This window comes from Nocardiopsis sinuspersici (assembly GCF_001998325.1).
Taxonomy (GTDB): Bacteria; Actinomycetota; Actinomycetes; order Streptosporangiales; family Streptosporangiaceae; genus Nocardiopsis; species Nocardiopsis sinuspersici.
In genome coordinates, this window is record NZ_MCOK01000001.1 from 4,050,958 (window position 1) to 4,076,502 (window position 25,545).

General features: G+C 71.7%; 25 protein-coding genes, 2 tRNA genes and 1 pseudogene. 10 read left to right on the forward strand and 18 right to left on the reverse strand.

Annotated elements, in window-relative coordinates:
• Positions 1-32: 32 nt before the first annotated feature.
• Positions 33-209, reverse strand: a pseudogene (locus NOSIN_RS17460) (winged helix-turn-helix transcriptional regulator); the annotation flags it as partial.
• Between the two features lie 10 nt (positions 210-219).
• Between NOSIN_RS17460 and NOSIN_RS17465 the strand changes: the two are divergent.
• A complete protein-coding gene (locus NOSIN_RS17465; protein ID WP_227015151.1) occupies positions 220-693 on the forward strand; it encodes an imine reductase family protein in 474 nt (157 codons plus the stop codon).
• A 12-nt stretch (positions 694-705) separates the two neighbouring features.
• Here the strand turns inward: NOSIN_RS17465 and NOSIN_RS17470 are convergent, their stop codons facing one another.
• Together NOSIN_RS17470 and NOSIN_RS17475 are read right to left on the reverse strand one after the other, a co-directional pair.
• Positions 706-996: a DUF2087 domain-containing protein gene (locus NOSIN_RS17470; protein ID WP_077691779.1), complete on the reverse strand. Its 291-nt coding sequence runs from the start codon at positions 994-996 to the stop codon at positions 706-708.
• 12 nt (positions 997-1,008) lie between these two features.
• On the reverse strand, positions 1,009-1,590 hold the full coding sequence (locus tag NOSIN_RS17475) for a TetR/AcrR family transcriptional regulator (protein ID WP_077693631.1): 582 nt from the start codon (positions 1,588-1,590) through the stop codon (positions 1,009-1,011).
• 136 nt (positions 1,591-1,726) lie between these two features.
• Here NOSIN_RS17475 and hisN point away from each other — a divergent pair, with 136 nt between their 5' ends.
• The 4 genes from hisN (at position 1,727) to NOSIN_RS17495 (ending at position 5,746) form a co-directional block, all read left to right on the forward strand.
• Positions 1,727-2,533 (forward strand): histidinol-phosphatase, encoded by an 807-nt coding sequence (hisN, locus tag NOSIN_RS17480; protein ID WP_077691780.1) that lies wholly within the window; start codon positions 1,727-1,729, stop codon positions 2,531-2,533.
• A gap of 196 nt (positions 2,534-2,729) precedes the next feature.
• Positions 2,730-3,983, forward strand: coding sequence for an ABC transporter permease (locus NOSIN_RS17485; protein ID WP_077691781.1), 1,254 nt, complete (start codon positions 2,730-2,732; stop codon positions 3,981-3,983).
• 11 nt (positions 3,984-3,994) lie between these two features.
• On the forward strand, positions 3,995-5,026 hold the full coding sequence (locus NOSIN_RS17490; protein ID WP_077691782.1) for an HlyD family efflux transporter periplasmic adaptor subunit: 1,032 nt from the start codon (positions 3,995-3,997) through the stop codon (positions 5,024-5,026).
• Complete coding sequence (locus NOSIN_RS17495; RefSeq protein ID WP_077691783.1) at positions 5,027-5,746, forward strand: ABC transporter ATP-binding protein; 720 nt, start codon at positions 5,027-5,029, stop codon at positions 5,744-5,746.
• Between the two features lie 110 nt (positions 5,747-5,856).
• Here NOSIN_RS17495 and NOSIN_RS17500 read toward each other — a convergent pair.
• From NOSIN_RS17500 to NOSIN_RS17510, 3 genes are all read right to left on the reverse strand, one after another.
• Positions 5,857-5,933: transfer RNA gene (locus NOSIN_RS17500), tRNA-Met, on the reverse strand.
• Positions 5,934-6,178: 245 nt separating this feature from the next.
• Positions 6,179-6,252 (reverse strand) — tRNA-Met (locus tag NOSIN_RS17505).
• Positions 6,253-6,405: 153 nt separating this feature from the next.
• Positions 6,406-9,336: a UPF0182 family membrane protein gene (locus tag NOSIN_RS17510; RefSeq protein WP_077691784.1), complete on the reverse strand. Its 2,931-nt coding sequence runs from the start codon at positions 9,334-9,336 to the stop codon at positions 6,406-6,408.
• Between the two features lie 284 nt (positions 9,337-9,620).
• Here NOSIN_RS17510 and NOSIN_RS17515 point away from each other — a divergent pair, with 284 nt between their 5' ends.
• On the forward strand, positions 9,621-10,157 hold the full coding sequence (locus NOSIN_RS17515) for a PPA1309 family protein (RefSeq protein ID WP_236743387.1): 537 nt from the start codon (positions 9,621-9,623) through the stop codon (positions 10,155-10,157).
• Between the two features lie 314 nt (positions 10,158-10,471).
• Here the strand turns inward: NOSIN_RS17515 and NOSIN_RS17520 are convergent, their stop codons facing one another.
• The 3 genes from NOSIN_RS17520 to NOSIN_RS17530 form a co-directional block, all read right to left on the reverse strand.
• Positions 10,472-11,533: a YlbL family protein gene (locus NOSIN_RS17520; protein WP_077691786.1), complete on the reverse strand. Its 1,062-nt coding sequence runs from the start codon at positions 11,531-11,533 to the stop codon at positions 10,472-10,474.
• Positions 11,534-11,628: 95 nt separating this feature from the next.
• Positions 11,629-12,066 carry a molybdenum cofactor biosynthesis protein MoaE gene (locus NOSIN_RS17525; protein WP_077691787.1) on the reverse strand — a complete coding sequence of 146 codons (438 nt, stop codon included), beginning with the start codon at positions 12,064-12,066 and terminating at the stop codon, positions 11,629-11,631.
• Positions 12,067-12,120: 54 nt separating this feature from the next.
• The gene (locus NOSIN_RS17530; RefSeq protein ID WP_077691788.1) at positions 12,121-13,188 is read right to left on the reverse strand and encodes an NAD-dependent epimerase/dehydratase family protein; all 1,068 of its coding nucleotides are present in this window, start codon (positions 13,186-13,188) and stop codon (positions 12,121-12,123) included.
• A 123-nt stretch (positions 13,189-13,311) separates the two neighbouring features.
• Between NOSIN_RS17530 and NOSIN_RS17535 the strand changes: the two genes are divergently transcribed.
• A complete protein-coding gene (locus NOSIN_RS17535) occupies positions 13,312-14,769 on the forward strand; it encodes a zinc-dependent metalloprotease (RefSeq protein ID WP_077691789.1) in 1,458 nt (485 codons plus the stop codon).
• Complete coding sequence (locus tag NOSIN_RS17540; protein WP_077691790.1) at positions 14,770-15,342, forward strand: NUDIX hydrolase; 573 nt, start codon at positions 14,770-14,772, stop codon at positions 15,340-15,342.
• A 437-nt stretch (positions 15,343-15,779) separates the two neighbouring features.
• On the opposite strand, the gene NOSIN_RS17545 is transcribed toward NOSIN_RS17540, so the two are convergent.
• From NOSIN_RS17545 to NOSIN_RS17570, 7 genes are all read right to left on the reverse strand, one after another.
• Complete coding sequence (locus NOSIN_RS17545; RefSeq protein WP_077691791.1) at positions 15,780-16,193, reverse strand: spore-associated protein A; 414 nt, start codon at positions 16,191-16,193, stop codon at positions 15,780-15,782.
• Between the two features lie 337 nt (positions 16,194-16,530).
• The gene (locus NOSIN_RS17550; RefSeq protein WP_077691792.1) at positions 16,531-17,103 is read right to left on the reverse strand and encodes a M48 metallopeptidase family protein; all 573 of its coding nucleotides are present in this window, start codon (positions 17,101-17,103) and stop codon (positions 16,531-16,533) included.
• Positions 17,104-17,405: 302 nt separating this feature from the next.
• Positions 17,406-17,561 carry a hypothetical protein gene (locus NOSIN_RS27290; protein ID WP_170293626.1) on the reverse strand — a complete coding sequence of 52 codons (156 nt, stop codon included), beginning with the start codon at positions 17,559-17,561 and terminating at the stop codon, positions 17,406-17,408.
• A 61-nt stretch (positions 17,562-17,622) separates the two neighbouring features.
• A complete protein-coding gene (locus NOSIN_RS17555; protein WP_073704119.1) occupies positions 17,623-17,901 on the reverse strand; it encodes a WhiB family transcriptional regulator in 279 nt (92 codons plus the stop codon).
• A 205-nt stretch (positions 17,902-18,106) separates the two neighbouring features.
• Positions 18,107-18,466, reverse strand: a complete 360-nt coding sequence (locus NOSIN_RS17560) for a hypothetical protein (RefSeq protein ID WP_077691793.1) — start codon at positions 18,464-18,466, stop codon at positions 18,107-18,109.
• Between the two features lie 297 nt (positions 18,467-18,763).
• A complete protein-coding gene (tesB, locus tag NOSIN_RS17565) occupies positions 18,764-19,675 on the reverse strand; it encodes an acyl-CoA thioesterase II (protein WP_077691794.1) in 912 nt (303 codons plus the stop codon).
• Positions 19,668-21,794, reverse strand: coding sequence for an ATP-dependent DNA helicase UvrD2 (locus NOSIN_RS17570; RefSeq protein ID WP_077691795.1), 2,127 nt, complete (start codon positions 21,792-21,794; stop codon positions 19,668-19,670). Before NOSIN_RS17570 ends, tesB begins: the two co-directional genes overlap by 8 nt.
• A gap of 255 nt (positions 21,795-22,049) precedes the next feature.
• Here NOSIN_RS17570 and NOSIN_RS17575 point away from each other — a divergent pair, with 255 nt between their 5' ends.
• Entirely contained in the window at positions 22,050-22,310 is a 261-nt protein-coding gene (locus NOSIN_RS17575; protein ID WP_077693632.1) for a mycoredoxin, read from the forward strand.
• 148 nt (positions 22,311-22,458) lie between these two features.
• Complete coding sequence (locus NOSIN_RS17580) at positions 22,459-22,914, forward strand: ANTAR domain-containing protein (RefSeq protein WP_077693633.1); 456 nt, start codon at positions 22,459-22,461, stop codon at positions 22,912-22,914.
• Positions 22,915-22,962: 48 nt separating this feature from the next.
• Here NOSIN_RS17580 and nudC read toward each other — a convergent pair whose 3' ends face one another.
• The gene (nudC, locus tag NOSIN_RS17585) at positions 22,963-23,913 is read right to left on the reverse strand and encodes an NAD(+) diphosphatase (protein ID WP_077691796.1); all 951 of its coding nucleotides are present in this window, start codon (positions 23,911-23,913) and stop codon (positions 22,963-22,965) included.
• Positions 23,914-24,072: 159 nt separating this feature from the next.
• Positions 24,073-25,455 carry a dipeptidase gene (locus NOSIN_RS17590; protein WP_077691797.1) on the reverse strand — a complete coding sequence of 461 codons (1,383 nt, stop codon included), beginning with the start codon at positions 25,453-25,455 and terminating at the stop codon, positions 24,073-24,075.
• Positions 25,456-25,545 lie beyond the last annotated feature (90 nt).

A 25,545-nucleotide genomic window follows, 5' to 3' on the forward strand; every position in this document is an offset into this window, starting at 1 on the left:
GTGGGACCCGGCGGGGCACGGGCCCGCGGGCCTCAGCCGCCCGGAGACGCCTCGGGGGCCGGGTCGGCGGTACCGATGACGTGGGCCCGCCCCCAGGCGCCGAGCGGCTCCAGGGCCTCGTTCAGGGACCTGCCGAGCGCGGTCAGCGAGTACTCGACTCGGGGCGGCACCTCGCCGAAGTCCTCCCGGTACACGATCCCGTCCTCCTCGGGCGGCTACGTGTTCTACGGCGGTTCCCGGGAGGCCTTCGCCGAGCACGGGGAGGCCCTGTCCGCCGTGGCCGGGGCCGTGTTCGTCGGCGAGGGCGCCGGGCTGGCCGACCTGTACGACGTGGCCCTGCTCAGCGCGATGAACGGCGTGTTCGCCGGGGTCGCGAACGCCTTCGCCCTGGTCAGGGACGAGGACGTGCCCCTGGGGGACTTCGCCTCCCTGCTCTCCGACCGGCTCACCACCATGGTCGGCGTCGTCCACACCAGCGCCGAACGGCTGGAGAGCGGCGACCACACCACGGGCGTCGTCTCCAACCTCGCCATGCAGGCACGGGGCGGCCGGACGCTGCTGCGCACCGCCGAGGAGCAGGGGGTGAGCACCGCGCTCCCGGCCCCGTACGCGGAGCTGATGGAGCGCCGTGTGGTCCAAGGGCACGGAGACGAGGACGGCACGGGGATCATCGGCCTGCTCGCCGTGCCCTGAGGCCGGCGCGCCTCACACCTCGACGGTCCCGCCGCACCGCCAGTACCGGGTGCGGGCGCACTCCATGAAGCCCTCGTCGAGAAGCCCGCGGCGGAGCACCGACACGTTCGCGCTGAATCCGCGCAGAACCGTGTTGACCTCGGCCTCGCTGTAGCGGACCCCGGGCTCGAAGGCGCGGGCGACCTGGTCGAGCAGGACCAGCCGGGCGGAGCGGCGCACCGGGATCGCGGTGATCCGCCCGTCCGGCATGTGGGTGCGCAGCACCTCCTGGCGCTCGCGCTCCGTCAGCGGCCCCTCCGGCACGCCCGCCACCTCCTAGCGGCCGACCAGCAGCATCCCGTGCACGACCGTCTCGACCCGGCTCGCGGCCTCGTCCGGGTCGATCGGCTGCAGCGAGTACGACACCGTCAGGCGCAGGGAGACGTCGGCCGCGGCCTCGGCGTCGGACTCCGCCAGGCCGGGGTCGTGCTTGACCAGCAGGGCGGTGATGCGCTCGCCCAGGACCTCCAGGAGGGGCTCCGACCTGGTGGTGAGGACCGGGAGGAGTCCGTGGTCCCCGGTGACCACCGCGCGCAGCAGCGGGTTGTCCCGGGCGGAGAGCAGCACCAGGCGGGTGGCCCGGCTCACCGCGTGCGGCGGGTCCCCGCCCTCCTCCAGAAGGCGCACCACCCTGTCGAGCAGCGCGTTGACCTCGCGCACCACCACGGCCTGGAGCAGGCCCTCCTTGCTGCCGAACACGTTGTACAGGGTCTGGCGGGACACCTGGGCGACCGCCGCGATGTCCGCCATGCGCCGACCGGCCCATCCGCCGGAGACGACCTCGGCGTAGGCGGCGTCCATCAACCGCTCCCGCGCCGAGGCGCCCTCGGCACGGCTCTGCCCGCTCCCGGTGTCCATGTCCTCCATCCTCGCATCCGGTCCCGTGTACGGCACCCCTCGCCGGGTCCACGCCCCCGCCGCGCAACTAACGCTCTGGTCACGCGCGTGTGCCCCTTTGGCCATGTTCGTGCCCGGGACGGTAGCGTTACCCGTCATGGCGTCCTTCGACGATGATCTTCGGCTTGCCCACGTGCTCGCCGACGCTGCCGACGACCTCGCGCTCAAGCGCTTCCGCGCGCTTGACCTCGTGGTCGAGACCAAACCCGACCTCACCCCCGTCACCGAGGCCGACCGCATGGTCGAGGAGACGCTGCGCGGCGTGCTCTCCCGCGCCCGGCCCCGTGACGCCGTGGTGGGCGAGGAGTACGGCAGGACCGGCAACAGCAACCGGGTGTGGGTCATCGATCCCATCGACGGCACCAAGAACTACGTGCGCGGTGTACCGGTGTGGGCGACCCTCATCGCCCTGCTGGAGGGCGACCGCCCCGTCGTGGGCGTGGTCTCCGCCCCGGCCCTGCACCGCCGCTGGTGGGCCTCCAAGGGCGGCGGCACCTGGCAGGGCCGCAGCCTGTCGAAGGCCGCGCGCTGCTACGTCTCGAAGGTGTCGGAGCTGTCGAACGCCTCCCTGAGCTTCTCCTCGCTGACCGGTTGGGAGGAGCAGGGCCGCCTCGAGTCCTTCCTCGGGCTGACCCGCTCGGTGTGGCGCACCCGCGCCTACGGCGACTTCTGGTCGCACGTGATGGTCGCCGAGGGCGTCGTGGACGTCTCCGCCGAGCCGGAGCTGTCGCTGTGGGACGCCGCGCCGCTGCCGATCATCCTGGAGGAGGCGGGCGGGCGCGCCACCGACCTGCGCGGCGAGGGCTTCGAGGACGGCGGACCGCTCGTGTGCACCAACGGCATGGTCCACGACCAGGTGCTGACCTGGCTCAACGGCGGCCCCACCCCCCTGCGCCGGAGCTGATCCGCACCGCGTCCCGGTCCTTCCGGTTCCCTCCCCGGACCAGGGCCCACACCAGCGACCCGAAATTCCTCCGGCCGGGGTGAACCGGATCCGCGCTTCCCGGTGATAAGTCTGTTGAAACCCCGCCACCCCCGCGGGTATCCCTGTGTCACCCCCGCGGTGACCGGATCTCACAGACACCACGGGAAGGGGCCGAATGCTGCGTTCCCTCACAGCCGGGATCGTGCTGGCCTTCGCCGGTTCCCGGGCCAACGTCGCCCGGACCATCCTGTCCTGCGCGGGCATCGTCGTCGGTGTGGGCGCCCTGATCATGGTGGTCACCGCCAGCGACTTCGGCCAGCGGTTCGCCACCGCCTACAGCGAGGCCAACGCGGGCCGACCGGCGACCCTCCAGGTCAGCGTGTTCGGCCAGATCACCGACCGCGCCGCCTTCGAGGAGGACCTGGTCCGCGCGGGCGGCCAGGACGTCTCGGTCTACCACACGCCCTCCGGGGCACCGCAGATCCGCTCCGGCGGCTCGGTGGTCCCCGACGTGCAGTTCCTCGGCGTGGATCCCTCCCTGGGCGACATCCGGCGGATGAACATGGCCGAGGGCCGCTGGCTCACCGAGGCCGACACCGGGTCGCTGGCGCCGGTCATGGTCGTCAACCAGCCGCTCGCCGACGCGCTCGGCGACCTCACACAGGTCCAGGTCGGCACCGACCAGTGGCTGGACGTGCGCGTCGTCGGCGTCCTGGAGAGCTCGGCGCTGGACCTCGGCTGGTACAGCGCCTACCTCCTGCGCTCCCCCGCCTCCGAGGACCTGCTCTTCGGATCCTCCTCCGACACCGGCGGGGAGGAGGGCGACCCGTTCGCGATGCCGGGCTCCCAGACCACCTACCAGGTGCGGATCGACCCCCAGGACCCGGCGGCACAGGACCCGTGGGGAGAGGTCTTCACCGGGCGCCTGGCGTCGGCGTCGTGGCGCTGGGGTATCGAGGACCCCGAGAGCATCTCGGCCTACCGGGCGGACTACGCCGAGGAGGTCGACAGGATCATCGACTACATGTCCTGGGGCCTGATGGGCATCGCCGTCATCACCCTCGCCACCGGCCTGCTCGGCGTGCTCAACGTCGGCCTGGTCACCGTGCGCGAGCGCCGCCGTGAACTGGCCACCTACCGCGCCCTGGGCGCGAGCCGGTCCACCCTGTTCGTGGCCGTGGTCATGGAGGCGGTGGTGGTGTCGCTGGTGGCCGGGGTCATCGCCCTCGCCGGGTGCTGGGCCGCGGTGGTCGCGGGCGGCATGGTGCTGGAGCGCTTCGTGCCGCTGCCCGACGGCGTTCCCCTGAACATCCCCGCCTCCGGAGTACTCGTCGGCCTGGGCAGCGCCGCGCTGGTCGGGCTGCTGGCCGGAATCATCCCCGCGACGCGGGCACTGCGGGCGTCCGTCGTCGCCGGACTCCGGGAATAGGAGACACACACGTGAAGAAGTGGATCATCATCGGCGCGGTCCTGGTCGTGGTCCTCGGACTGGCCGGAGCCGGCTACCTGCTGGTGCCGCGCCTGGGCGGCGGGGTGGACCCGTCCTCGGGGGAGTCCGCCCTGGACACGGGCGGCACACCGGTCGAGGTGGAGATGGGCGAGGTCAGCTCCGAACTGGTGCTGGACGCCGTCGTGCGGGCCGAGCCCGGCGAGGAGGTGAAGGCCCGCAACGGGGGAACGGTCACCCACGTGTGGGTGGGCGAGGGCGCCGCGGTCGGAAACGGCGCGCCGATCGTGAACGTGAAGGTGCCCGACGGGTCGGCGCCCGCCACGGGAGAGGGCGCCGCACCCGCGACCAGGGAGATCACCCTGTACGCGCCGGCGGACGGCACGGTGTCGGGGCTGGACGTGCTGGTCGGCGACGTTCTGGAGCCCGGCGCGGTGGTGGCCTCGGTCGCCCCGGAGGAGTTCCGCGCCGTCGCCTCCATCCCGCCCAACGACCTCTACCGGTTCTACGAGGACCCCGAGGAGATCCTGCTCCAGATCGACCAGGGGCCGCCCGCCTCCGAGTGCGCGTTCCTGTCCCTGGGCTCGGTCGGGGGCGGCGGTGGCGCGGCCCCGGAGGAGGGCGGTACCGCCGGCGGCGAGACCGGCGGCGGTGGCGGCGGTGGCGGCGGCGCGGAGCTGGCCTGCCGGGTGCCCGACGGACTGAAGGTCTTCGACGGGGTCCAGGGCAAGCTGTCCGTCAGCACGGGCAAGGCGGAGAACGTCCTGGTCGTCCCGGTGACCGCCGTGCGCGGCAACGTCGACTCGGGCGAGGTCGTGGTGGTCGCCGACGACGGGACCGAGGAGACCCGCGAGGTGAAGCTCGGGATGTCCGACGGCTCGCTCGTCGAGGTCACCGAGGGGCTGAGCGTCGGCGACACGGTCCTGGACCCGGTGCCGCTCGACCCCCGCTTCGACGTCCCCGGAGGAGGCCCCGAGGAGGAGCTCCTCACCGAGGAGGGAATGGCAGTGGAGGAGGTGGACTAGGTGTCCGTCGACACAGCGGCCCCCGGGGCCGCCACGTCCCGCCCCGGTTCCGCGCCCCTGCTGGACGTGCGGGAGGTGACCCGGCACTTCACGGTGTCGGGGACCCGGATCGACGTGCTGCACGACTGCACGTTCCAGGTGGAGCGCGGCGAGGTCGTGGCGATCGTCGGCCAGTCCGGGTCGGGCAAGTCCACCCTGTTGAACCTGCTGGGCCTGCTCGACCGGCCCAGCGGCGGCACCTACACGTTCGACGGAGTGGACACCACACGTCTGGGCGAGGGGCCGCGGTCCCGCCTGCGGGGCGAGGGCGTCGGCTTCGTGTTCCAGCAGTTCCACCTGCTGGAGCGGCGGACCGCCCTGGCCAACGTCGGCGTGCCGATGGTGCTCGGCGGCGTGCCGCTGCTGCGCCGCAGGGCGCGGGCCCGCGCCCTGCTGGAGGCCGTGGGCCTGGAACACCGGCTCCACTCGCAGCCGCACCAGCTCTCCGGCGGCGAGCAGCAACGTGTGGCCCTGGCCCGGGCGCTGAGCCGGGAGCCCGCCCTGATCCTCGCCGACGAGCCCACGGGCGCCCTGGACGCCGCCAGCAGCACCATGATCATGGAGCAGCTGCTGGAGCAGGCCAGGATCCGCGACGCGGCGGTGGTCGTGGTGACCCACGACCCCAAGGTGGCCGCGCGGGCCGACCGCGTGGTGGAGCTGGTGGAGGGCCGTACCCGCTGAGCACGCGCCGTCCGGGGAACCGGGCGGCGCGCCACGGCGCACACGTGCCCGGTAGGGACGGGTCCCGGAACGCAAAAACACCGGGCGCGTAATCGCACCCGGTGTTTCCTTGGTAGCGGGGACAGGATTTGAACCTGCGACCTCTGGGTTATGAGCCCAGCGAGCTACCGAACTGCTCCACCCCGCGTTGTTGTGTCTCCTATTCTAGAGGCTTTCACCTCCGGGAGCAAATCGGCTTTCCGCTTGGAAAACCGTGGAGACTCCCCCTCGGCCAGTCGGTTTCCCCACCGGCCTGAGACCAGTCTACCAGGGCCTGAGCCCCGGTCTGACCGTGTGGACACGCCCTCTCGGGCATCTCCTTACCGAACACCACCGAAAAGGCGGAAATCGGAAAACCAACGGACCCGGGATTTCTCCCGGGTCCGGGTCTCGTAGCGGGGACAGGATTTGAACCTGCGACCTCTGGGTTATGAGCCCAGCGAGCTACCGAACTGCTCCACCCCGCGTTGTTGTGTCTCCACATTAGCGCGCTCCGGGCGAGAACCCAAATCAGCGGAGCGAGACGTGGGCCACCCGGCCGACGGGCGCGTCCCGCCCCGGACACGACGAACGGGGCGGGACCCGAAGGCCCCGCCCCGCGCAGCGCGGAGAACGAAGGACTACTCCTCGTTCATCTGCTCCTCGAGGGCTTCCAGTGCCTCCTTCAGGCGCTTGTCGGCCTCCTCGCTCGATTCCTGGGCCTCTTCCCAGGCCTCGACGGCCTCGTTGAGGGCGTCGGTGAGCTCCTGGTCACCGCCGCCTTCACCGCCTCCGCCGGCTCCGCCCTCTTCCTCCGGCGGCGGCTCCTCGGCGCCTTCCTCCGGCACCTGGGCCTCCCCGTCGAAGAGGTTGCTGAGCGCGTCCGGCAGGCTGCTGCCGATCGCGACCTCCTCACCGAAGCCGACCATGACCTGCTGCAGCAGCGGGAAGGAGGCGGCGCCGCCGCCACCGGCCTGCACGTACAGCGGCTCGACGTAGAGCAGGCCGCCCGCGAACGGCAGCGTGAGCAGGTTGCCCCGCGTCACCTCCGCGTTGGACTGCTCCAGCGGCAGCAGCACCTCGCGGACGTCCGCGTCGGCGTCGAAGGCGTTCTGCACCTGTCCGGGACCGAAGATCACCGTGCTCCGCGGCAGCTCCAGCAGCTTGAGCTGGCCGTAGTCGTCCGAGCGGGGATCGCTGTCCACCGCCATGAAGGCCGCCAGGTTCTCACGGCCGCGCGGCACGAACGTGCTGGTCAGCGAGAAGGTGGCCTCGTCCTCGCCCGGGTAGTGGATGGTCTGGCGGTAGGGCGGCTCGGGAGCCTCGGTACCGCCGGTCGGGTCGTTGGGGACCGACCAGAAGTCCTGACCTCCGTAGAAGGCGGACGCGTTCGTCACGTGGTACTCGCGCATGATCTCGCGCTGCACCTTGAACAGGTCGTCCGGGTAGCGCAGGTGGTCGACGAGCTCCTCGCTCATCTCGTCCTTCTCGGTGATGATGCCCGGGAACGAGTCCATCCACGTCCGCAGGACCGGGTCCTCCTCGTCCCAGGCGTACAGGGTGACCGAGCCGTCGTAGGCGTCGACGGTGGCCTTCACCGAGTTGCGGATGTAGTTGACCTCGTTGCCCGGCAGCGCGCCGACCTGCTGGGCCGTGCCGTCCGTGAAGGTGTCGGTCACCGCCTGGGTGAAGTCGATCGGCTTCGCGTACGGGTAGCCGTTGGACGTGGTGTAGCCGTCCACGATCCACACGATCCTGCCGTCGACGACCGCCGGGTAGGGGCGGCTGTCCATGGTCAGGAACGGGGCGACCTTCTCGACGCGCTCCACCGGGTCGCGCTCGTAGATGATGCGCGAGTCGCTGGCGATGGCGCTGTTGAGCAGGATGTTCGGTTCCTGGTACTTGATCGCGTACAGGACACGGTCGAAGAAGCTGCTCAGCTGGACGCCGCCGCTGCCCTCGTAGCGGTTGTAGGCCTGGGAGCCGCCGGCCTCGTCGGCGCCCTCACCGCCCTCGGCGGGGGCCTCCTCGGTCTGCTCCGCGCCCTGCTGGTCGGCGTCGGCCGGGGCCCGCGCCTCGTCCGGGCTCGGGCTGACCTCGGTCTCCACGGCGTCCTCGGGGGTGGGCACGTCGCCCGTGTCCTCCTCCGAGTCGAGGGGGTAGTCGTACTCCTCCTCGGCCTGGACGATGACGTAGTCGGCGCCCTCGCGGCCGTAGTAGACGCGCGGCTCGTACTCGCCGACGGCGTCGCTCAGCTCACCGCGCGGCGGGATGTTGTACTCGGTGAAGACCGGGCGGCCCTCGGCGTCGATCTGGGTGCCGGCGGCGGCGACCATGCCGTAGCCGTGGGTGTAGATCAGGTGCCGGTTGAGCCAGTTGTTCTGGTCCTCGGGCGGCCCGTCCAGCTCGCGGACGGCCACGATCGTGTCGATCAGGTTGCCGCTGGTGTCCGGGTAGCGGTCGACCTCCAGCACGTCGGGGAACTGGTAGAAGCCGCGGACCTGCTGCATCTGCTGGAAGGTCTGCGAGACCACGGAGGGGTCGACCAGGCGCACCGTGGTGCCCTGGGACTCCTCCACCAGGTCCTGCGCGCTGAGCTCGGTGGTGGCGTCGTAGGCTTGGACCTCGGCGTCGGCGATGCCGTAAGCGTTGCGCGTGTACTCGATGTTGCGCTCGATGTAGGGGCTCTCCAGGCGCTGCTCGTTCGGGTCGACCTGGAAGTTCTGCACGATCGCGGGGTAGGCGGCGCCGACCAGCACGGCGGACAGCACCAGCAGTCCGAGGCTGGCCATGGGGACCATGGTGTTCTTGAAGTAGATGTTGGCGAAGAACAGCACGGCGCAGATGACCGAGATGACCGTGAGGATCAGCAGCGCGGTCTTGACCGCGTTCACGTCGGTGTAGGAGGCGCCGAAGGTGTAGCCGCGCTCGGAGAAGACCAGTCCGTAGCGGTCCAGCCAGTAGGAGCAGGCGCGCAGCAGCACGAACACGCCCAGCAGCACCGACAGGTGCACGCGGGCGGCGGGGGTGGCGCGCTGGCCCGAGTCGTTCTGGAGGCGGACGCCGCCGTACAGGTAGTGGACGACCACCGCGGCGATGAACGCCAGGATGACCGCCGCGTACAGGTAGCCGAGCAGGACGCGCAGGAACGGGTAGACGAAGGCGAAGAACGCGACGTCCATGCCGAACTCGGGGTCGTCGACACCGAACTCGGTGCTGTTCATGAACTGGAGGTAGGAGCGCCAGTCACCGCTGGCCGCGACGCCGGCCAGTAGGGCGAGGGCGCCCACGGCGATCCAGAAGAACAGCTTGCGGTGCGGGTCGATGGACTGCCGGTAGCGGTCCAGGCCCTGCTGCTCCAGGCTCATCGGCCGGATACCGGGCCGGGAGCGGTAGGCGAAGAAGATGCTCGCGCCGACGATGACGGCCATGACCAGGCCGGACACGGCGAACAGAAGGACACGGGTCCACAGCTCGGTCACGAAGACCGAGGTGTACCCGACGGAACCGAACCACTTGTAGTCGGTCCAGAAGTTCGCGGCGAGCATCAGCACCGCGATGATGACGACCACGGTCGCTGCGACTGGCGCGAGCAACCTTGATCGGCGAGGCATACGCGCAGGTGGTGCGCCGGGCGATCGGAAGCTCACGCCTCCCCCTCGGTTGGCTTGGTAGGTGCGTTGGTGCGCGTGTGGCGCCCTATTACTGAAAACTTAAACGGTGGCTCCTGGGTTCCCGAAACCACCCTCGAACGCATGACAAGGCTGCATCGTTGGTGTATCGGAGTGGCATACGGGGTCCCGTGGTGACCCTACTGTCCGGAAACCGAGGCGGAGTGGTTTCCACATCGGTCACTATGGATAACGTGTCGAATATTCGCGAAGCCGTCATGGACCTCGAACGCCACGCCGCGGGGCAGGGCTGGGACCGACCGTTGGGGCTGTACGCCCTGGTGCCCACCGCCGAACTGCTGAAGGCCGAACCCGCGCTGGCCGAACTGCTGGGGGTCGGCTCCCCTGTGGACCCCGACGAGTTGACCCCGGTCGAGCAGGAGCAGCTGCCGGACGAAGTCCCGCTGGAGGAGGCGCTGGGACGCATCATGTGGCCCGAGGGCGTGGCCGGGTGCGCGCTGGTGATGGAGCGCCTGGTGGTGAAGGGCTCGGACGAGACCCTGGCCCCGGGCGAGGACCCGGACTCCTCCGACAAGGAGACCGAGGAGATCCGCATGGTCGCCGGGGTGCTGCGCGACGGCTCCCGGCACTGCGCGATGCGCATGCGCAGCCACGACAGCGAGTCGGAGGTGCTCAGCGGCGCGGACCTGGTGCCCGCGCTGACCTCGGCCCTGGCCCTGACCCTGGACATCGAGGAGGACCCGGAGCAGGAGAAGGACTGACCCCGTCCCCGCCGGTTCCGCTGAACGCCTGCCGACCCCTGGGGGTGTCGTTCGGGCGCCGGCGGGGTTCTGGAGGATTCGCAGGCGGGACGACAGGTACTGCGGCCGGAGGCCGTCGTTCGAGGGCGGTGGCGGGCGACGGCGTGGGCCGAGCCGTCACACCGGAGGATCCGAGGGTTCCCGCCCATAGGGCGCCCGAACACGGAAGGCACTGCGCGTAGCGTCCGTTGAGGGTGGTAGCCCGCATCGGCGCGTAGCGCCCCGGCGGGCGACGGCGGGCTGAAGCGAAGCGGAAGTCCCAGAGCAAGCACCGCCTACTCGCAGCGGGGCAGCTCGCCCTCGCCGGTGCGGATGGTCTGGAGCGCGTCCACCGCGTCGGCGAGGGTCTCGACCCGCGCCACCTCCAGCTCCCCGTATGCGGCCGACTGGGACACCTGGGAGCAGCTCTCGGCGGCCACGAGGAAGTACTCGGCCCCGTCGCGCTGGGCGCTGACCATCTTCTGCTGGACGCCGCTGACCCCGCCGACCCGGCCGTCGGCGGTGATGGTGCCGGTTCCGGCGACGTCCGCCCCGCCGGTGAGGCCCTCCTCGCTGAGCCGGTCCATGATCCCGAGCGCGAACATCATGCCCGCGCTGGGTCCGCCGATGTCGCCGACGGTGATCTCCACGTCCACGGGGAAGTCCATCCGGTCGGTGATGAGCACGCCGACCGCCGCACCGCCCGAGTCGCCCTCCTCGGTGGTGATCTCCACGTCGACGGTCTCGCCGTCCCGGTCCAGGGTGAGCTCGACCGGGTCGCCGGGCTCGCGGTCGCCGACCATCTCCACGACCGCGGAGCTGCCCACGGGGCTCCCCTGGTCACCGCCGCCCTCGGTGGGCACGGGCTCGCCGTCCACGGCCAGGATGAGGTCGCCCTCCTCCACCACGCCGTGCGCGGGCATGCCCTCGACGGTGCCGCTGACCAGGGGGACCGCCTCGTAGGCCATGCCGAGCTCGTTGAGCGCCGCGGCGGTGGCGTCGGTCTGTGAGTCGTTCATCTGCACGGTCTGCCGCTCGGTGACCTCCTCGGGCGTGCGCCCGGAGGGGAAGAGGAGCTTCTCGGGCAGGACCGCCTGGGTGGGCGAGAGCCATGCGGTGACGACGGTGAGGAAGTCGAGCCGGTGCTGGGGCCCGCCCGCGTACTGCACGGTCACCATGGACAGGGAGCCGTCGTGCTCATAACTCCGAGCGTCCTCGATCTTGATGACCGGCTCCTCCTTGACCTCTCCGAGCGTGTCCACGGTGAGGCCGGGCGCGGCCACCAGGTAGGGAACGGGGAGGAAGAGGCTGCCGACGCCGAGCCCGACGAGGAGGACGAGGGCGACAACGAGGGTCATGACACGACGAAGCATGCGCACAGCCTATTGCGGACGAAGACCTGGAGACGTCCGTCCCCGGCCCCGTCCCGGGCGGCCCCTCACGCGCCGCCCGGTCAGGGCGAGCCCACCCACTCGCTCCCGCCGTCCCCGAAGTCCTGCTGCTTCCAGATGGGCACCTGGGCCTTGAGGTCGTCGATGAGGCGGCGGCAGGCCTCGAAGGCCTCCTGCCGGTGCTCGGCGGCGGCGGCCACGACCACGGCGATGTCACCGATCTCCAACCGGCCGACGCGGTGCGCCGCGGCCATCCGCACCACCGGACGGCCCGGGACGGAGGTGTCGTCGAGCACCTTCTCCATGACGGCCCGCAACTGCTCCTCCACCGTCGGATGCGCCGTGTAGGCGAGCCGGGCGACGTCGCGGCCGTGGTCGTGGTCGCGGACGGTGCCGACGAACACGGCGGTGCCGCCCGCGCGCGGGTCGGAGACCGCGGCAAGGACCTCGTCCACCGAGAGGGGGGTGTCGCGTACGGACGCGAGAGTGATCTCTTCCACGACACGACCGTACCAATCGACGCCGCCCCGCGGTCGGCGGTCACGCTCCGCGGGTCAGACGCCCTTGCGTTTGCGCAGGTGGCGGATGGCGGCGGCGGTGCCGATGGCCGCGGCGGCGGCGCCGGCCGCGCCGGCCGCGGTGATGGTGACCTCCTTGCGGCCCAGGCTGCGGCCCACCAGGGCGGGTCTGCCGTTCCTGGACTCCAGCAGGGCCTCCAGGGCGGCCCCGTTGTCGTAGCCGGGCTTCCACCCGGCGCCGCGCAGCACCGAGCAGTCCACCACGCACGGGTAGACGAGGAACTTCAGCTCCCCCTCCGCGGCCGGGGTGATCCGGGCCTGGTGCAGGCGGCGGATGGCGCCGAAGGCCAGGTTGGCGGGGACCTCGAAGTGCTTCATCCCGGCGGCCCTTTCCACCTCGTCCTGGGGGAGGGAGCCCTCGCTGGCCACGGCGACCACGCCGTCGGGGCCGTCCACCCCGTGCATGGCGCAGAAGGCCAGGGCGCCGGCCAGGTCGTCCTCGTGGCAGAACTGCCAGTGCTGCTCGTGGCCCTTGACGGTGAGCAGGCGGGGCGCGGAGAAGTGTCGGCTGAGCAGGGTGTCGCGTCCGGGTCCCACGAGCGGCGCCGGGCGCACGACGGTCACGGTGAGGCTGGGGTGGGCGCGGCGGGCGCGCTCGGCGAGGGCCTCGATCTCGGCGAAGTCGCCCATGAGCCCCTCGCTGTTGTCGGACACACGCGGGGCGTTCTCCGCCAGCGGCACGGGGTTGTCCGGGGCCGCGCCGTAGACCATGGTGCTGGTGACGAGGATGACGCGTGGGACCCCCGAGGCCGCCGCGGCGGTGAGGACCGTCTGTGCCGCGCGGATGTTGTGCGCGCGGCGACGGTCGGGGCGGGTCTCCAGGGAGCGGTCGTCGGCGGTGTGCACGAGCACGTCGACCCCGCCGAGGCGGGAGACCAGCCCGGGGTCGCACACGTCGGCGATGCGCCACGTGACCCCGCGCAGGTCGGCGAGCTCGTCGTCGATCGCGACGATCTCCCGAGGGGTCGCGGAACCTTCCGGCGTGGCCAGGCGTTGCACGAGGAGCCGGCCCACGCCTGACGCGGCACCGGTGACAGCGATCACCCTGCCCGCGCCGTCCGGAGGGCTGTGCTCTGGGCGAACCTGGCTGCTTTCGGTATTCACTCCGGGCGACTCCCAGCTAACGTGACAGTGGAGACCAAACCTAATCCTGCCTGAGGTCTGATTGTGAGCGACCTGCCTTTCGGTTTCAGCATGCCGAACGATCCCGATGACGAGTCCGGACGCCACTCTGGCGACTCCGGCTCGGGTGCCGGCAGCGGCGGCCCGGGCGGAGGAGGATCCGGAATGCCGGACGGCTTCCCGTTCGGCGACCCGCAGCAGATGGCCAACATGCTGCGCCAGTTCGCCGACATGATGTCGGCCCAACCCGGTCCCGGAACCGGCGGCGGGAACACGTCGTCGTCCGGGGTGAACTGGGAGATGGCCAAGGACGTCGCGCGCCAGACGGTCGCCCAGGAGGGCGACCCGAGTGTGCCGGTGTCCGACTACGCCAAGGTCGAGGAGGCCCTGCGCCTCGCCGACCTGTGGCTCGACCAGGCTACCGACCTGCCCTCCGGCGTACACACCGCCCAGGCGTGGAGCCGGTCGGAGTGGATCGAGCGGACGATGGACTCGTGGGCGCAGCTGTGCGACCCGCTGACCAGCAAGACCGTCCAGTCGATGGGGCAGAACCTGCCCGAGGAGATGCAGTCCGTGGCGGGCCCGCTGCTGGGCATGATCCAGCAGATGGGCAGCATGATGGTCGGCCGCCAGGCGGGCCAGGCAGTCGGCGAGCTGTCCCGCGAGGTGGTCGGCACCGCTGACATCGGGATGCCGCTGGCCGGTGAGGGCAACGCCGCGCTGCTGCCCTCCGGTGTGGAGCGGTTCACCGAGGGCCTGGGGGTTCCCGAGGACGAGGTGCGCCTGTACCTGGCCGCGCGCGAGGCCGCCGTGCACCGGCTGTACTCGCACGTGCCGTGGCTGCGTTCGCACGTGTCCCGCCTGGTCAACGAGTACGCGGACGGGATGTCGTTCGACGTCAGCGGGCTGGAGGACCGGCTCGGCGAGATCGATCTCACCAACCCCGAGGCGCTCCAGGAGGTCCTGGGCGGGGCCGGGGGCGAGGGACTGCTCCAGCCCGAGGACACCCCGCAGCAGAAGGCGGCGCTGAACCGGCTGGAGACGGCCCTGGCGCTGATCGAGGGCTGGGTGGCCACCGTGGTCTCGTCCGCTGTGGCCGGACGGCTGCCGCAGGCGGACGCCCTGGCCGAGGCGACCCGGCGGCGCCGGGCGACCGGCGGGCCCGCCGAGCACACGTTCGCCGCGCTGGTCGGCCTGGAGCTGCGCCCGCGCCGTCTGCGCGAGGCCTCCGCCCTGTGGGCCGCGCTGGAGGAGGCGCGCGGCGTGGAGGGCAGGGACGCGGTGTGGCAGCACCCCGACCTGATGCCCACCGGCGACGACCTGGACGACCCGGACGCGTTCGTCCACGGATCCGGGGAGTTCGGCGACGCCGACTTCGACATCTCCGCGCTGACCGGGGACGTTCCCGGGCAGAGCGGGAGCGAGGGTTCCGCCGAGGAGCGGGGCTCCGGCGACGACGGTGAGGACGACGGGCCCGGAGACGGCCGGGGAGGGGACGCGTAGGTGTCGCTGCACGCGGACGCCCGGGCGGTGCTGGGCGCGTGGACGGCGCCCGACGCCCGGCAGGAGGAGCTGCGCCGTTTCTACCTTGAGCACCTGGAGGCGCACGAGGACGGGATGTGGCGTGGCTGCCTGCCCGGCCACGTGACGGCGAGCACGGTGATCGTGTCCTCCGACGGCTCGCGGGCGGTCCTCACCCTGCACCGGATCCACCGGATGTGGTTGCAGACCGGCGGTCACTGCGAGCCCGGGGACGCCACCCTGGCCGCGGCCGCCCTGCGCGAGGCCACCGAGGAGTCGGGGATCAGGGGGATCACGCTGCTCCCCCGGCCGGTCCGGCTGGACAGCCACCCCGTGCCCTGCGGCGGCGGGAGCCTCCACCTGGACGTGCAGTACGCGGCGGTCGCCCCGGAGGACGCCGTACTGGTGCGCGACCCCGACGAGTCGGCCGACCTGGGCTGGTTCCCGGTCGACGACCTGCCCGAGCCCTCCGACGACGCGTGCCGTGCCCTGGTCCGCGCCGCCGCCGAGGCGGCCTCCGCGCACCGTGGGGCCGTCTGGGCCGCCGAGAACTGAACCATCCCCCACGAGGGGAGCGGCGGTGTCCGCGGCACCGGACGACCGGGGGCGAGGGGCGCCCGCTCACTCGGTGACGCGGATCTCCACCCTCCGGTTGCGCTCCCGGCCCTCCGGGTTGTCCTCGCCGTCGATCCCGTCGGGGGCGACGGGGTCGGCGCTGCCGTGCCCCTTCGCCTCGAAGAGGCCAGCAGGGCGAGTGCGCCCGCGGCGGCGAGGAGGGCGGCGTGGGGCGCGTTAGTTGTCCTCATGTCCGGTGGGGCGTCGGCACGCCCCGTGTGGCCTGGTCACACGCCCGAATCCCCGGTCGACGATCCGCCCGGGTCCTCCTACGTGGGCGCGGAGCCGGCCCGTCGCCCCCACCCGGGCCGGATCCCGCGGCCCCATGGCGGGCGGCGGCCCCGCCGGGGCTCTCCGGCGGGGCCGTCCGCTCCGGGTCAGCCGCAGTTGGTCTCGTAGCGCTCGGTGGCCTGGTTTCCGATCAGCCCGCGCCAGTCGACGCAGGAGCCGCTCGCGTACACGTACACCGGCCCGGCGTAGTAGCCGTACTCACCGGTGTCCGACTTGTAGGAATCCGGGTCTCCCGAACGGCGCAGACCCGCGCTCATCGGCATGTCGAAGCCGGGGTCGGTGCGGACGGTGACCACGCAGTTGTAGCCGTTGGAGCTGTTGTAGGTCAGGTAGACGGTGCCCAGGTCGAAGCGGACCGGTGCGGAGTTGACCACCGAGTAGCCCGAGCCGCAGGCGCCGTTGTAGGCGGCCGCGCTGGCGGGGGAGGCCGCGACCACACCGGCGGCCAGAAGCATCACGGTCGCGGCGGCGGTCGCCAGGGTCTTCCTGAGTGTCCTCATGGGGGTGTCCATTCCAGTGGGGTGGGGGCCGGGGCCCTTGTGACCGCAGAAAAGTACCCCAGAACACGCGGGAAAATGAGAGCGATAAAGGCGAAAAAAGCCTTTTGTCCCTGTCCGCATCGGCGACGGCGCCCCCGACCCTTCCGGTGATCGGACGATCCGGCAGCTCGGGGTGCCGACGAGGGGTCCGGCCGGGCCGGCCCCCGGTTTCCCCGGTGCACGGAGCGGGGCCGAAACGGCGTGCGGCTCCCCTTCCGGTTCCGTGGAGCGGCTCCGCGCCGGCGGCCCCAGCTCTCCTCCCGCCGTCCGTGTCCCCGCCCTGGGGACGGGCCACCGTTCACTCCTCGAAGGCGACCTCGGCCGTGTCGAGCTCCTCGTCGTCCTCCTCGGCGGAGGGGTCGCAGGCCTCGCCGCGCGAGGCGGCGCTGAAGCCCTCCAGGTACCCGCGGGCGCGCTCGGCCTTGGGGTAGCGGCGCACCAGGTTCCAGAACTCCCGGCCGTGGTGCGGGATGAACAGGTGCGCGAGTTCGTGGATGAGGACGTAGTCGACCACCCAGGAGGGCATCCCGGCGACGCGGCGGGAGATGCGGATCGTGCCGGTCTCGGGGGTGCACGAGCCCCAGCGGGAGTTCTGGTTGTCCACCCAGCGCACGCTGTCGGGGAGTTCGGTGCCGCCGAGGTAGCGCCGGGCCAGCTCCAGCGCGCGCTCGTGGAGTTCGCGGTCGCCGGGGTGGCGCCGCCCCTCGCGGGCCTCCAGCCGTTGCAGCATGCGGCCCACCCAGCGCTTTTCCTCAGCGCGGGAGAACGTCGCGGGCACGAGGACGACCGTGGTGTCCCCGTCCCTGTAGGCCGACACCGTGCGTCGACGACGAGGACTGCGTCGTACCTCGACTTTGGTGTTCGAGGGCACGAACTTTACGGTAGCCGAGCGAGGCGCTCCCGCACAGGTGTACCTTGCCCGGTTATGTCCCGGGTTTCACCGGATTCCTGATTCGCGGAACGTGGCCGAAAAATCCGGCCCCGTAGCACATTCCGCTCTGACCAGCACCGTTTTTCGGCTGTGGGACGGGACACCACGAGGGTTTTCGAAGCTTTCTTTTTATCATATAGATACACAAAAGAGGCCGAACGGTTACCCCCCAGGAGGTTCCGTCCGGCCTCGGATCGGCTCGGGACGACGGGCGTCCCGTCACTCCACCGCGCGGCGCGACGTCAACACAGACGTGACCACGCGATTTCCATGAGCGCCAGTTCCATCCTGCGCTCCTCGCGCTGGCGGGCGCGCACCTGTCGGGCGGTGAGCTTCCTCTGCTGCACGTACCGCGTCTCGACGTCTCTCTGCTCGACCACGCGAATGAGGTTCAACATCGTCATCTTCTTCGGTCCTCTGAGGTCTGTGTGGTTCGGGAGGTCTTCTGTCCGGGCTCTGTCAGGCCGCGACCGGGGCGGGGTTCTTCCGGGGGCGGCCCCTGGGGCGCTTGCGCGCCACCACCTGTCCGGAGACGAGCAACTGCCCGCCCCAGACGCCCCACGGCTCCCGGCGCTCCAGCGCGTCGGCCAGGCACTGCTCCCGGACGGGGCACGCGCCGCAGACGGCCTTGGCCGCCTCGACGTCGGCGGGAGCCTCCGCGAAGAACAGGTCGGGCTCCAGGCGGCAGGGAACCTCGGTGTCGGACAGCCAGGGCGTTTCCAGGACCGACGCAAGCATCGGTGCCCTCCAAGATCTTTGATCGTTTCGTACAACGCGGTCGGTGATGGGTCACCGGAACCGATCCGGTGAGGGACCTGGACTTGCGATGCCGCCGGCCTTCCCTCGTCCCTGGGGGACGAGGAAACGGACGGAGATACAAAGAAGGCCGCGGCCCCTGTGTCGGGGTCCGCGGCCACGGTCGAAACTCTCGGCCTGTCCTGCTCTAGGCCGGAATTCTCCGTGGACACTCCCCCGGTACGCCATAGCGGCGCTGGGTGGCTTCTGCGTGCTTCGACATGGGCTCGCCCCAGCCAAGGGCCAGCTCGGACTCAGCGGGCACACCACTGCCGTGACCGGTCCGCTCGAGCCGGGACCCCAGCAGCGGGAGACGGAAGCCGAGGCCTCCGAACCCACCGGTGGTGCCGTTGCCGACGCCGGTACCGGTGGCGGTGCACTCGCCGGACGAGGCGAGGGCGCGCACGCGACCGCCCAGGGCGATGCCCGGAACAGCCGTCAGGGACAGTCGACGCGACGGCATGGCAGAGCCAGCGATGAAGCCGATGGTTTCCGTGATGCTGGTCATTTGATCGGGCACCTCCTTCACGGTCGGGCGACGGGAATCTTTCACCCTCGCCGGGAGCGGTCATTGCGACGGTGTACAGACTATGACCGCCCCGCTGAAGAGAGCAACCTATTTTCGACCTGCGAAAACGTCCGCATCCGGCCACGTGTCCACGGGAATGGGGCGGTCTCTGGGAGCGTTTCCATCCGGCCGTCCGGCCCCGCCGCGCACACGAGGCCCTGGTCACCACCGGTGACCAGGGCCTCGTGTGCGGCCGGGAGCGCGTGTGCCGGGCACGCCTCGCCGGGGCGTACCCCGCTAGAGCGAGCCGGGCAGGGCGTCGGACCAGCCCTCGGCGTCCACCACGCGGATCAGCCCCTCCTGCATCACCGAGCACACGAGGTCCCCGTCGCGCGTGTACACCAGGCCCCGCGCCAGCCCGCGCGCGCCCTGCGCGGTCGGGGCCTCCTGTGCGTACAGCAGCCACTCGTCGGCGCGGAAGGGCCGGTGGAACCACATCGCGTGGTCGAGGCTGGCCATGGAGATGCCCGCGAAGGACCGGCCGTGCCGCAGCAGCACGGTGTCCAGCAGGGTCATGTCCGAGGCGTAGGTCATCAGGCACACCTGGGTGAGCCGATCGTCGGGCAGCTTGCCGTTCACCTTCAGCCACACCGGGTTGGTCTCGGTGCGCAGGCTCGGGTCGCGCTCGGCCTCGTAGGACATCGGACCCACCGGGCGCAGCTCGATGGGGTGCCAGCGCACGAATCCGGGCACCCTTCCGAACTCGTCCTGCAGGCGTTCGCGCGTGCTCGGCAGGTCCTCGGGCGGAGGGACGTCGGGCATGGGGACCTGATGGTTCAGACCCGGCTCCTCCTTGTGGAAGGAGGCCGACAGGGTGAAGATCGGCTTGCCGTGCTGGATGGCCACCACCCGGCGGGTGGTGAACGAGCGCCCGTCGCGGACCCGGTCCACCTCGTAGACGATCGGCACCGACGGGTCGCCCGGGCGGATGAAGTACGCGTGCAGGGAGTGCACGTAGCGCTCGACCGGGACGGTGCGCCCCGCCGCGACCAGTGCCTGCCCGGCGACCTGGCCGCCGAAGACCCGCTGCGGACCCTCCTTGGGGCTGCTGCCCCGGAAGATGTTGTCCTCGATCCGCTCCAGGTCCAGCACCGTCAACAGGTCGGCGAGGGACTGTCCCCGCAACTGCGCGGCCGCGCGATCACTCATCCGCTGCTTCCTCCCCGTTCTTCTCCACCGGTTCGCCCGTGACGTCCGCCGGTTCGGCGCCGGACACCAGCGCGAGTACCGCATCACCGTAGCGATCGAGTTTCACCGCGCCGACACCGGACACGGCCGAGAGCTGGGTGAGGCTCGTGGGCTCCTGCTCGGCGATGGCCTGGAGGGTCGCGTCGGTGAAGATCACGTAGGCGGGCACCTTCTGCTCCTGTGCGCTCTCGCGGCGCCAGTCGCGCAGCCGCTCCAGCAGGGCCTCGTCGTAGCTGGACGGGCAGTCCAGGCAGCGCCCCAGCTTGCGCTCGGCCGCGTCGGCGAGGGTGTTGCCGCACACCCGGCAGCGGGCCACGCCGCCCTTGCGGCGCTCGGCGCGCCGGGAGGAGGTGGACGGGGAGGCGGGCCGCAGCCCGTCCAGGAACCGGGAGGGCTTGCGGGTCCTCCTGCCGCCGGGTGAGCGGGCCAGGGACCACGACATCATCAGGCGCTCGCGGGCCCGGGTGACACCCACGTAGAACAGGCGGCGCTCCTCCTCCACCTGCTCGTCGGTCTCGGCGTAGATGATCGGCATCATGCCCTCGGTGAGGCCGACCAGGAAGACGGCGTCCCACTCCAGGCCCTTGGCCGAGTGCAGGGAGGCGATGGTGACGCCCTCGAAGCCGGGCGCGTGCTCGGTGGCCATGCGCGTGTCCAGCTCCTCCACGAAGTCGGCCATGGTCACCGGGCCGCCGTCGGGACGCGGCTTGGCCGCCATGTCCTCGGCCAGCTGGGCGAGCGCGGACAGCGACTCCCAGCGCTCGCGGGCCTGGCGGCCCTCGGGCGCGCTCTCGGTCAGGCCGAGCTGTCCGAGCAGTTGGCGGACCGTGCGCACCAGGGGGTCGGCCTCCTCCCCCGCGGCGCCGTGCCGGGCACCGCGCAGGGTGTGCACGGCCTGCTTGATCTCGGGGCGCTCGAAGAAGCGGGTGGTGCCGCGCATGGTGAACGGCACGCCCTCGTCGGTCAGGGCCTGCTCGTAGGCGGCCGACTGGCCGTTGGTGCGCACCAGCACCGCGATCTCGCTGGCCGGGGTGCCGCCCTCCATCAGGACGCTGATCTTGCGGGCGACCCCGGTGGCCTCGGCGGGCTCGTCCTCGTACTCCTGGTACATCGGGTCGGGTCCGTCCGGGCGCTGCGCCTGGAGGGTCAGGTGCCGGGCGGAGGTGGTGCCGCGCGCCTGGGCGATGACGTGGTTGGCCACCCGCACCACCTGCGGGGTGGAGCGGTAGTCGCGCACCAGCTCGACCATGGTGGCGTGCGGGTAGCGGGCGGCGAACCCGGTCAGGTAGCCGGGGGTGGCGCCCGCGAAGGAGTAGATGGTCTGGCTGGGGTCTCCCACCACGCACAGGTCGTCGCGGTCGCCCAGCCAGGCGTCCAACAGGAGCCGCTGGAGCGGGTTGACGTCCTGGAACTCGTCGACGACGAAGTACCGGTACTGGTCGCGCACGCGCTGGGCGATGGCCGGATACTCGTTGATCATGCCCGCGGTGAGTTCGAGCATCGACTCGAAGTCGAGCAGGTTGTGCTCGCGGCGCAGGTCCTCGTAGGCCTCGAAGACGCGGGCCACCTCGCCCGCGGGCATCGGGGGCTGGCGGCTCGCCTTGACCACGGCCTTGTCGTAGTCGGTGGGACGCACCTGGGTGACCTTGGCCCACTCGATCTCGCTGGCGAGGTCGCGCAGGCCGGCGCGGTCGGGTTGCAGGCCGACCGAGTGGGCGGCGCGGGAGACGGCCTGGATCTTGCTCTCGACGAGGGTGGGCTTCTCACCGCCGACGACCTGCGGCCAGAAGAAGGACAGCTGCCGCAGGGCGGCGGCGTGGAAGGTGCGGGCCTGCACGCGGGGCGCGCCCAGACCGCGCAGACGGCCGCGCATCTCGCCGGCGGCGCGTGCGGTGAAGGTGACCGCGAGAACCTGTTGTTCGGACACCACCCCGCTGGCGACCGCGTACGCGATGCGGTGGGTGATGGCACGGGTCTTCCCTGTTCCGGCACCGGCCAGGATGCACACGGGGCCGCGCAGGGCGCGCGCCGCCTGGGTCTGCTCCGGGTCCAGTCCCTCCAGGACGCGGTCGGGGTCCATGGTGCTCCTGCATCGGGTCGGGGCGGATGGGTCTGGCGTCCCAGTCTCTCAAGTATCAGCCGTGCCGGGGAGCGGATCGGCCCCCGTGCTCCGGAGGACCGCTGGTCACGCGGCGCGCCGGACATTCCAGAACCAGTTGGGCTTGTGAGGCGTCCCACGTTGTGTCGCGCGGTCACGGGAAGCGGTCCGGCCCCCTCGGTGTTGAGATGACCGGACGCAACCACCGACCGTAGACGTAGGAAGGGCGTGAGCGAGATGACGAGCGCTGACACCGGACAGTTCACGATGTACACCACCCCGTGGTGCGGGTACTGCAAACGGCTCAAGAGCCAGCTCTCCCGCGAGGGGATCACCGGCCACGAGGTGAACATCGAGGAGCACCCGGAAGCCGCTGAACTCGTGATGAAGGCCAACGGAGGGAACCAGACGGTTCCGACGCTGGTCTTCGGCGACGGATCGGCGATGACCAACCCGTCTCTCGCTCAGGTGAAGCAGAAACTGGCCGAGCTGTCGTAGGACGCACGCGGGCCGCCGGTCGCCTCCCCTCCGGGGGACGCGGCCGCCGCCCCCGTCATGGGGCCCGCCTCCGGCGTGCACCTCCGACGGCACTCGGGCTTTGGAGGCTCGGACGATGACGACGGGGAGTGCGGAGTTGGGGGAGGACATGAGGCCTCATGACACGGTGGTCACCGGCACGGTGGACTTCGGCGTGGTCCGCCGCACCCCGACGGGGTGGCGGGTGGACGGCGGCGAGGAGGTGCCCGACCTGGTGAGCGCGATGGTCCTGGCGGACCTGCTGTCCCGGGAGTCGGGGGCCCGGCTCCCGCGCGCGCAGGCGCCCGGCCGCGCCCCCGAGGGGGCGTCCGAGGTCGAGCGGCTGCGGCACACCATCGCGCAGCTGGAGCACGCCCTGCACTCGCGTGTGGTGGTGGAGCAGGCGATCGGGGTCCTGGCGGAGCGGCACACGATGGAGCCGCGCGAGGCCTTCGAGCGGCTGCGCTCCTCGGCGCGCTCGCGCGGCAGGAAGGTGGCCGACCTGGCGCTGGACGTGGTGGAGAGCAGCACGAGCCCCCTCACCGCCCTGCCCGACGAACTGGACGCCTCGCCCGGCCCCCGCTGAGGCGGACGCGGCCGGGCCGGGCCGGGAGGCCCGGCCGCGCGGGTCCCGTCACCAGCCGCCGGGGAGCTCGGCGCCGTACCAGTGCTCGATGAGGGTGCGGGCGATCGAGACCCGGCCGGGCAGCACGATCTCCTCGGAGTGCACGGCCTCGGCCAGCTCGGGGCGGGTGAACCAGCGGGCGACGGCGATCTCGTCGTCGGTGCGCTCGGTCTCGCCCACGGCGCGCGCGGTGTAGCCCACCATGAGGCTGCGCGGGAACGGCCAGGGCTGGGACGACAGGTAGCACGGCCGCTCGACCACGATGCCCACCTCCTCGGCGACCTCGCGGACCACGGCCTGTTCCAGCGACTCCCCCGCGTCGACGAACCCGGCCAGCACCGAGAAGCGGCGGGCGTCCCACTTGGGGTTGTTGCCGAGCAGCATCTCCTCGCGTCCGTCGCGTTCGCGGTGCACGAGCATGATCACCGCCGGGTCCATCCGGGGGTACTGCTCGCTGCCCTCCCGTTCGCACACGCGCACGTGCCCGGCGGCGGCCCCCGTGGTGGGAGAACCGCAGCGGGGACAGAAGCCGTGGGTGGCGTTCCAGTTGGCGAGGGCCACGGCCCGGGTCAGCAGGCCGGTGTCCCGGTCGCCGAGCAGGGCTCCGACCTCGCGCAGGGACGCGGGCTCGGCCTGCGGCGTGGCGGCCAGCTCCCGGGTGGAGCGCACCGCGAAGTAGACGTGCTCGCCGTCGGTGCCGAGCAGGTAGCGCTCGCCCTCGGGTGCGTCGCGGGGAGTGGTGAACACGAGTTCGCAGGTGGGACCGGTGGTGACCAGTGCCCGGGACTGCTTGGCCATGAGCGCCCGCCAGCCGTGGCTGCCGGGATCACCGCCCTCCAGGACCAGGACCCGCGCGGCGGGGTCCGCCCACGCCTCGGCCAGCCATGCGTCGTCCAGGCGCCGGTGCGAGGCGGGGTCGACGGAGAAGCGGGAAAGGGAGGGAGTCGCGTCAGCGTCCATGGGTCCTTCCGGGGTCTGCGGGGCCGCAGGGCACGGTCCCGCGCTACAGGGCCGACACCGGTGGCGGCCGCACGCCTCCGGCGGGGGCGCGCGGCCGCGTCGGTCTCCTTCCCGCCGCCCTCGGCGGGCGGGCTCCGGCGCGGCCGTACGCGTCCGGTGTCACCCCAGTCCGACGGTACCGAGTTCCTCCCACAGGTAGGCGGCGCTCTCGGCGCCCTTGAGCAACAGGGGGACCTCCACCTTCTCGTTGGGGGCGTGGATGCGGTCCTCGTCCAGGCCGACGGCGACGAACACCAGCGGGGCTTCGAGGATGTCGGCGATGTCGGCCTCGGGTCCGCTGCCGCCCTCGCGGGTGAACAGGACCTGGGTGCCGAAGGCGCGCTCCATGGACGCACGGGCCGCCTTCAGCGCGGTGGAGGACAGGTCGGAGGCGCAGGCGCGCACGCCGGGGCCGCTGAACTCCGTCTCGGCGCGCAGGCCGGCGGGGGTGGCCGCCTCCACGTAGGCGCGGACGCGCTCCTGCACGTGCAGCGGCTCCTGGCCGGGGACCAGGCGGAAGCTGACCTTGGCGTGCGCGGAGCGGGGGACGATCGTCTTGCCGCCCGAGCCGGTGTGGCCGCCCCACATGCCGTTGATCTCGGCGGTCGGGCGCAGCCAGATCCGCTCCAGCGTGGTGTGTCCCTTCTCACCCCAGGTGGCGGTGGAGGCGGCGGTGGCCAGCCACTCGCGCTCGTCGAAGGGCAGTTGGGCGATGAGGTCGCGTTCGGCCTGATCGGCCTCGACCACCCCGTCGTAGAACCCCGGGACGGCGACGCGGTCGTCCTCGTCGTGCAGGCCGGACAGCAGGTCGCTCATGGCCTTGAGCGGGTTGGGGACCGCGCCGCCGAAGGATCCGCTGTGCAGGTCGCGCTCGGGGCCGTACAGGCTGATCTCGGCGTCGGTGACGCCGCGCATGCCCACGCACATGGACGGGGTGTCGGCCGCCCACATGGTGGTGTCGGAGATGACGGCGACGTCGCAGGCCAGGCGGTCCCTGTTGGCCCGCATCAGCTCGGCGAAGTGCACCGACCCCGACTCCTCCTCACCCTCCACGAGCAGCTTGACCGTGACCGGCGGCGCGTCGGCTCCGGAGGCGGCCAGGGCGGCGCTCACGCCGAGGGCGTGGAAGAGCACCTGCCCCTTGTCGTCGGAGGCGCCGCGCGCGTGCAGGGAGGTGCCGCGCTCGGTGGGCATGAACGGGTCGGTCTCCCACTCGGAGACCGGGTCGACCGGCTGGACGTCGTGGTGGCCGTAGACGAGCACGGTGGGGGCGGCGGGGTCGGCGGCGGGCCACTCGGCGAACACGGCGGGCAGGCCGGGGGTCTCCCACACCTCGACGGTGGGGAAGCCGGTGGCGGTGAGGTGGTCCGCGAGCCACCGCGCGGACCGGCGCACGTCGCCGTGGTGCGCGGGGTCGGCGGAGATCGATGGGATCTCCAGCCACTCCTTGAGGGAGGAGACGAACTCGTCCCGGTGTGCCTCGATGTAGGCGCGTGCGTCCATATGACCCGTCCTTCCTCGACGTCCTTGTCGGAATTGAGCCTAGAACCTGGACGAACCGTCGAGGACATCGTGTCCGTCGCAGACGGATGA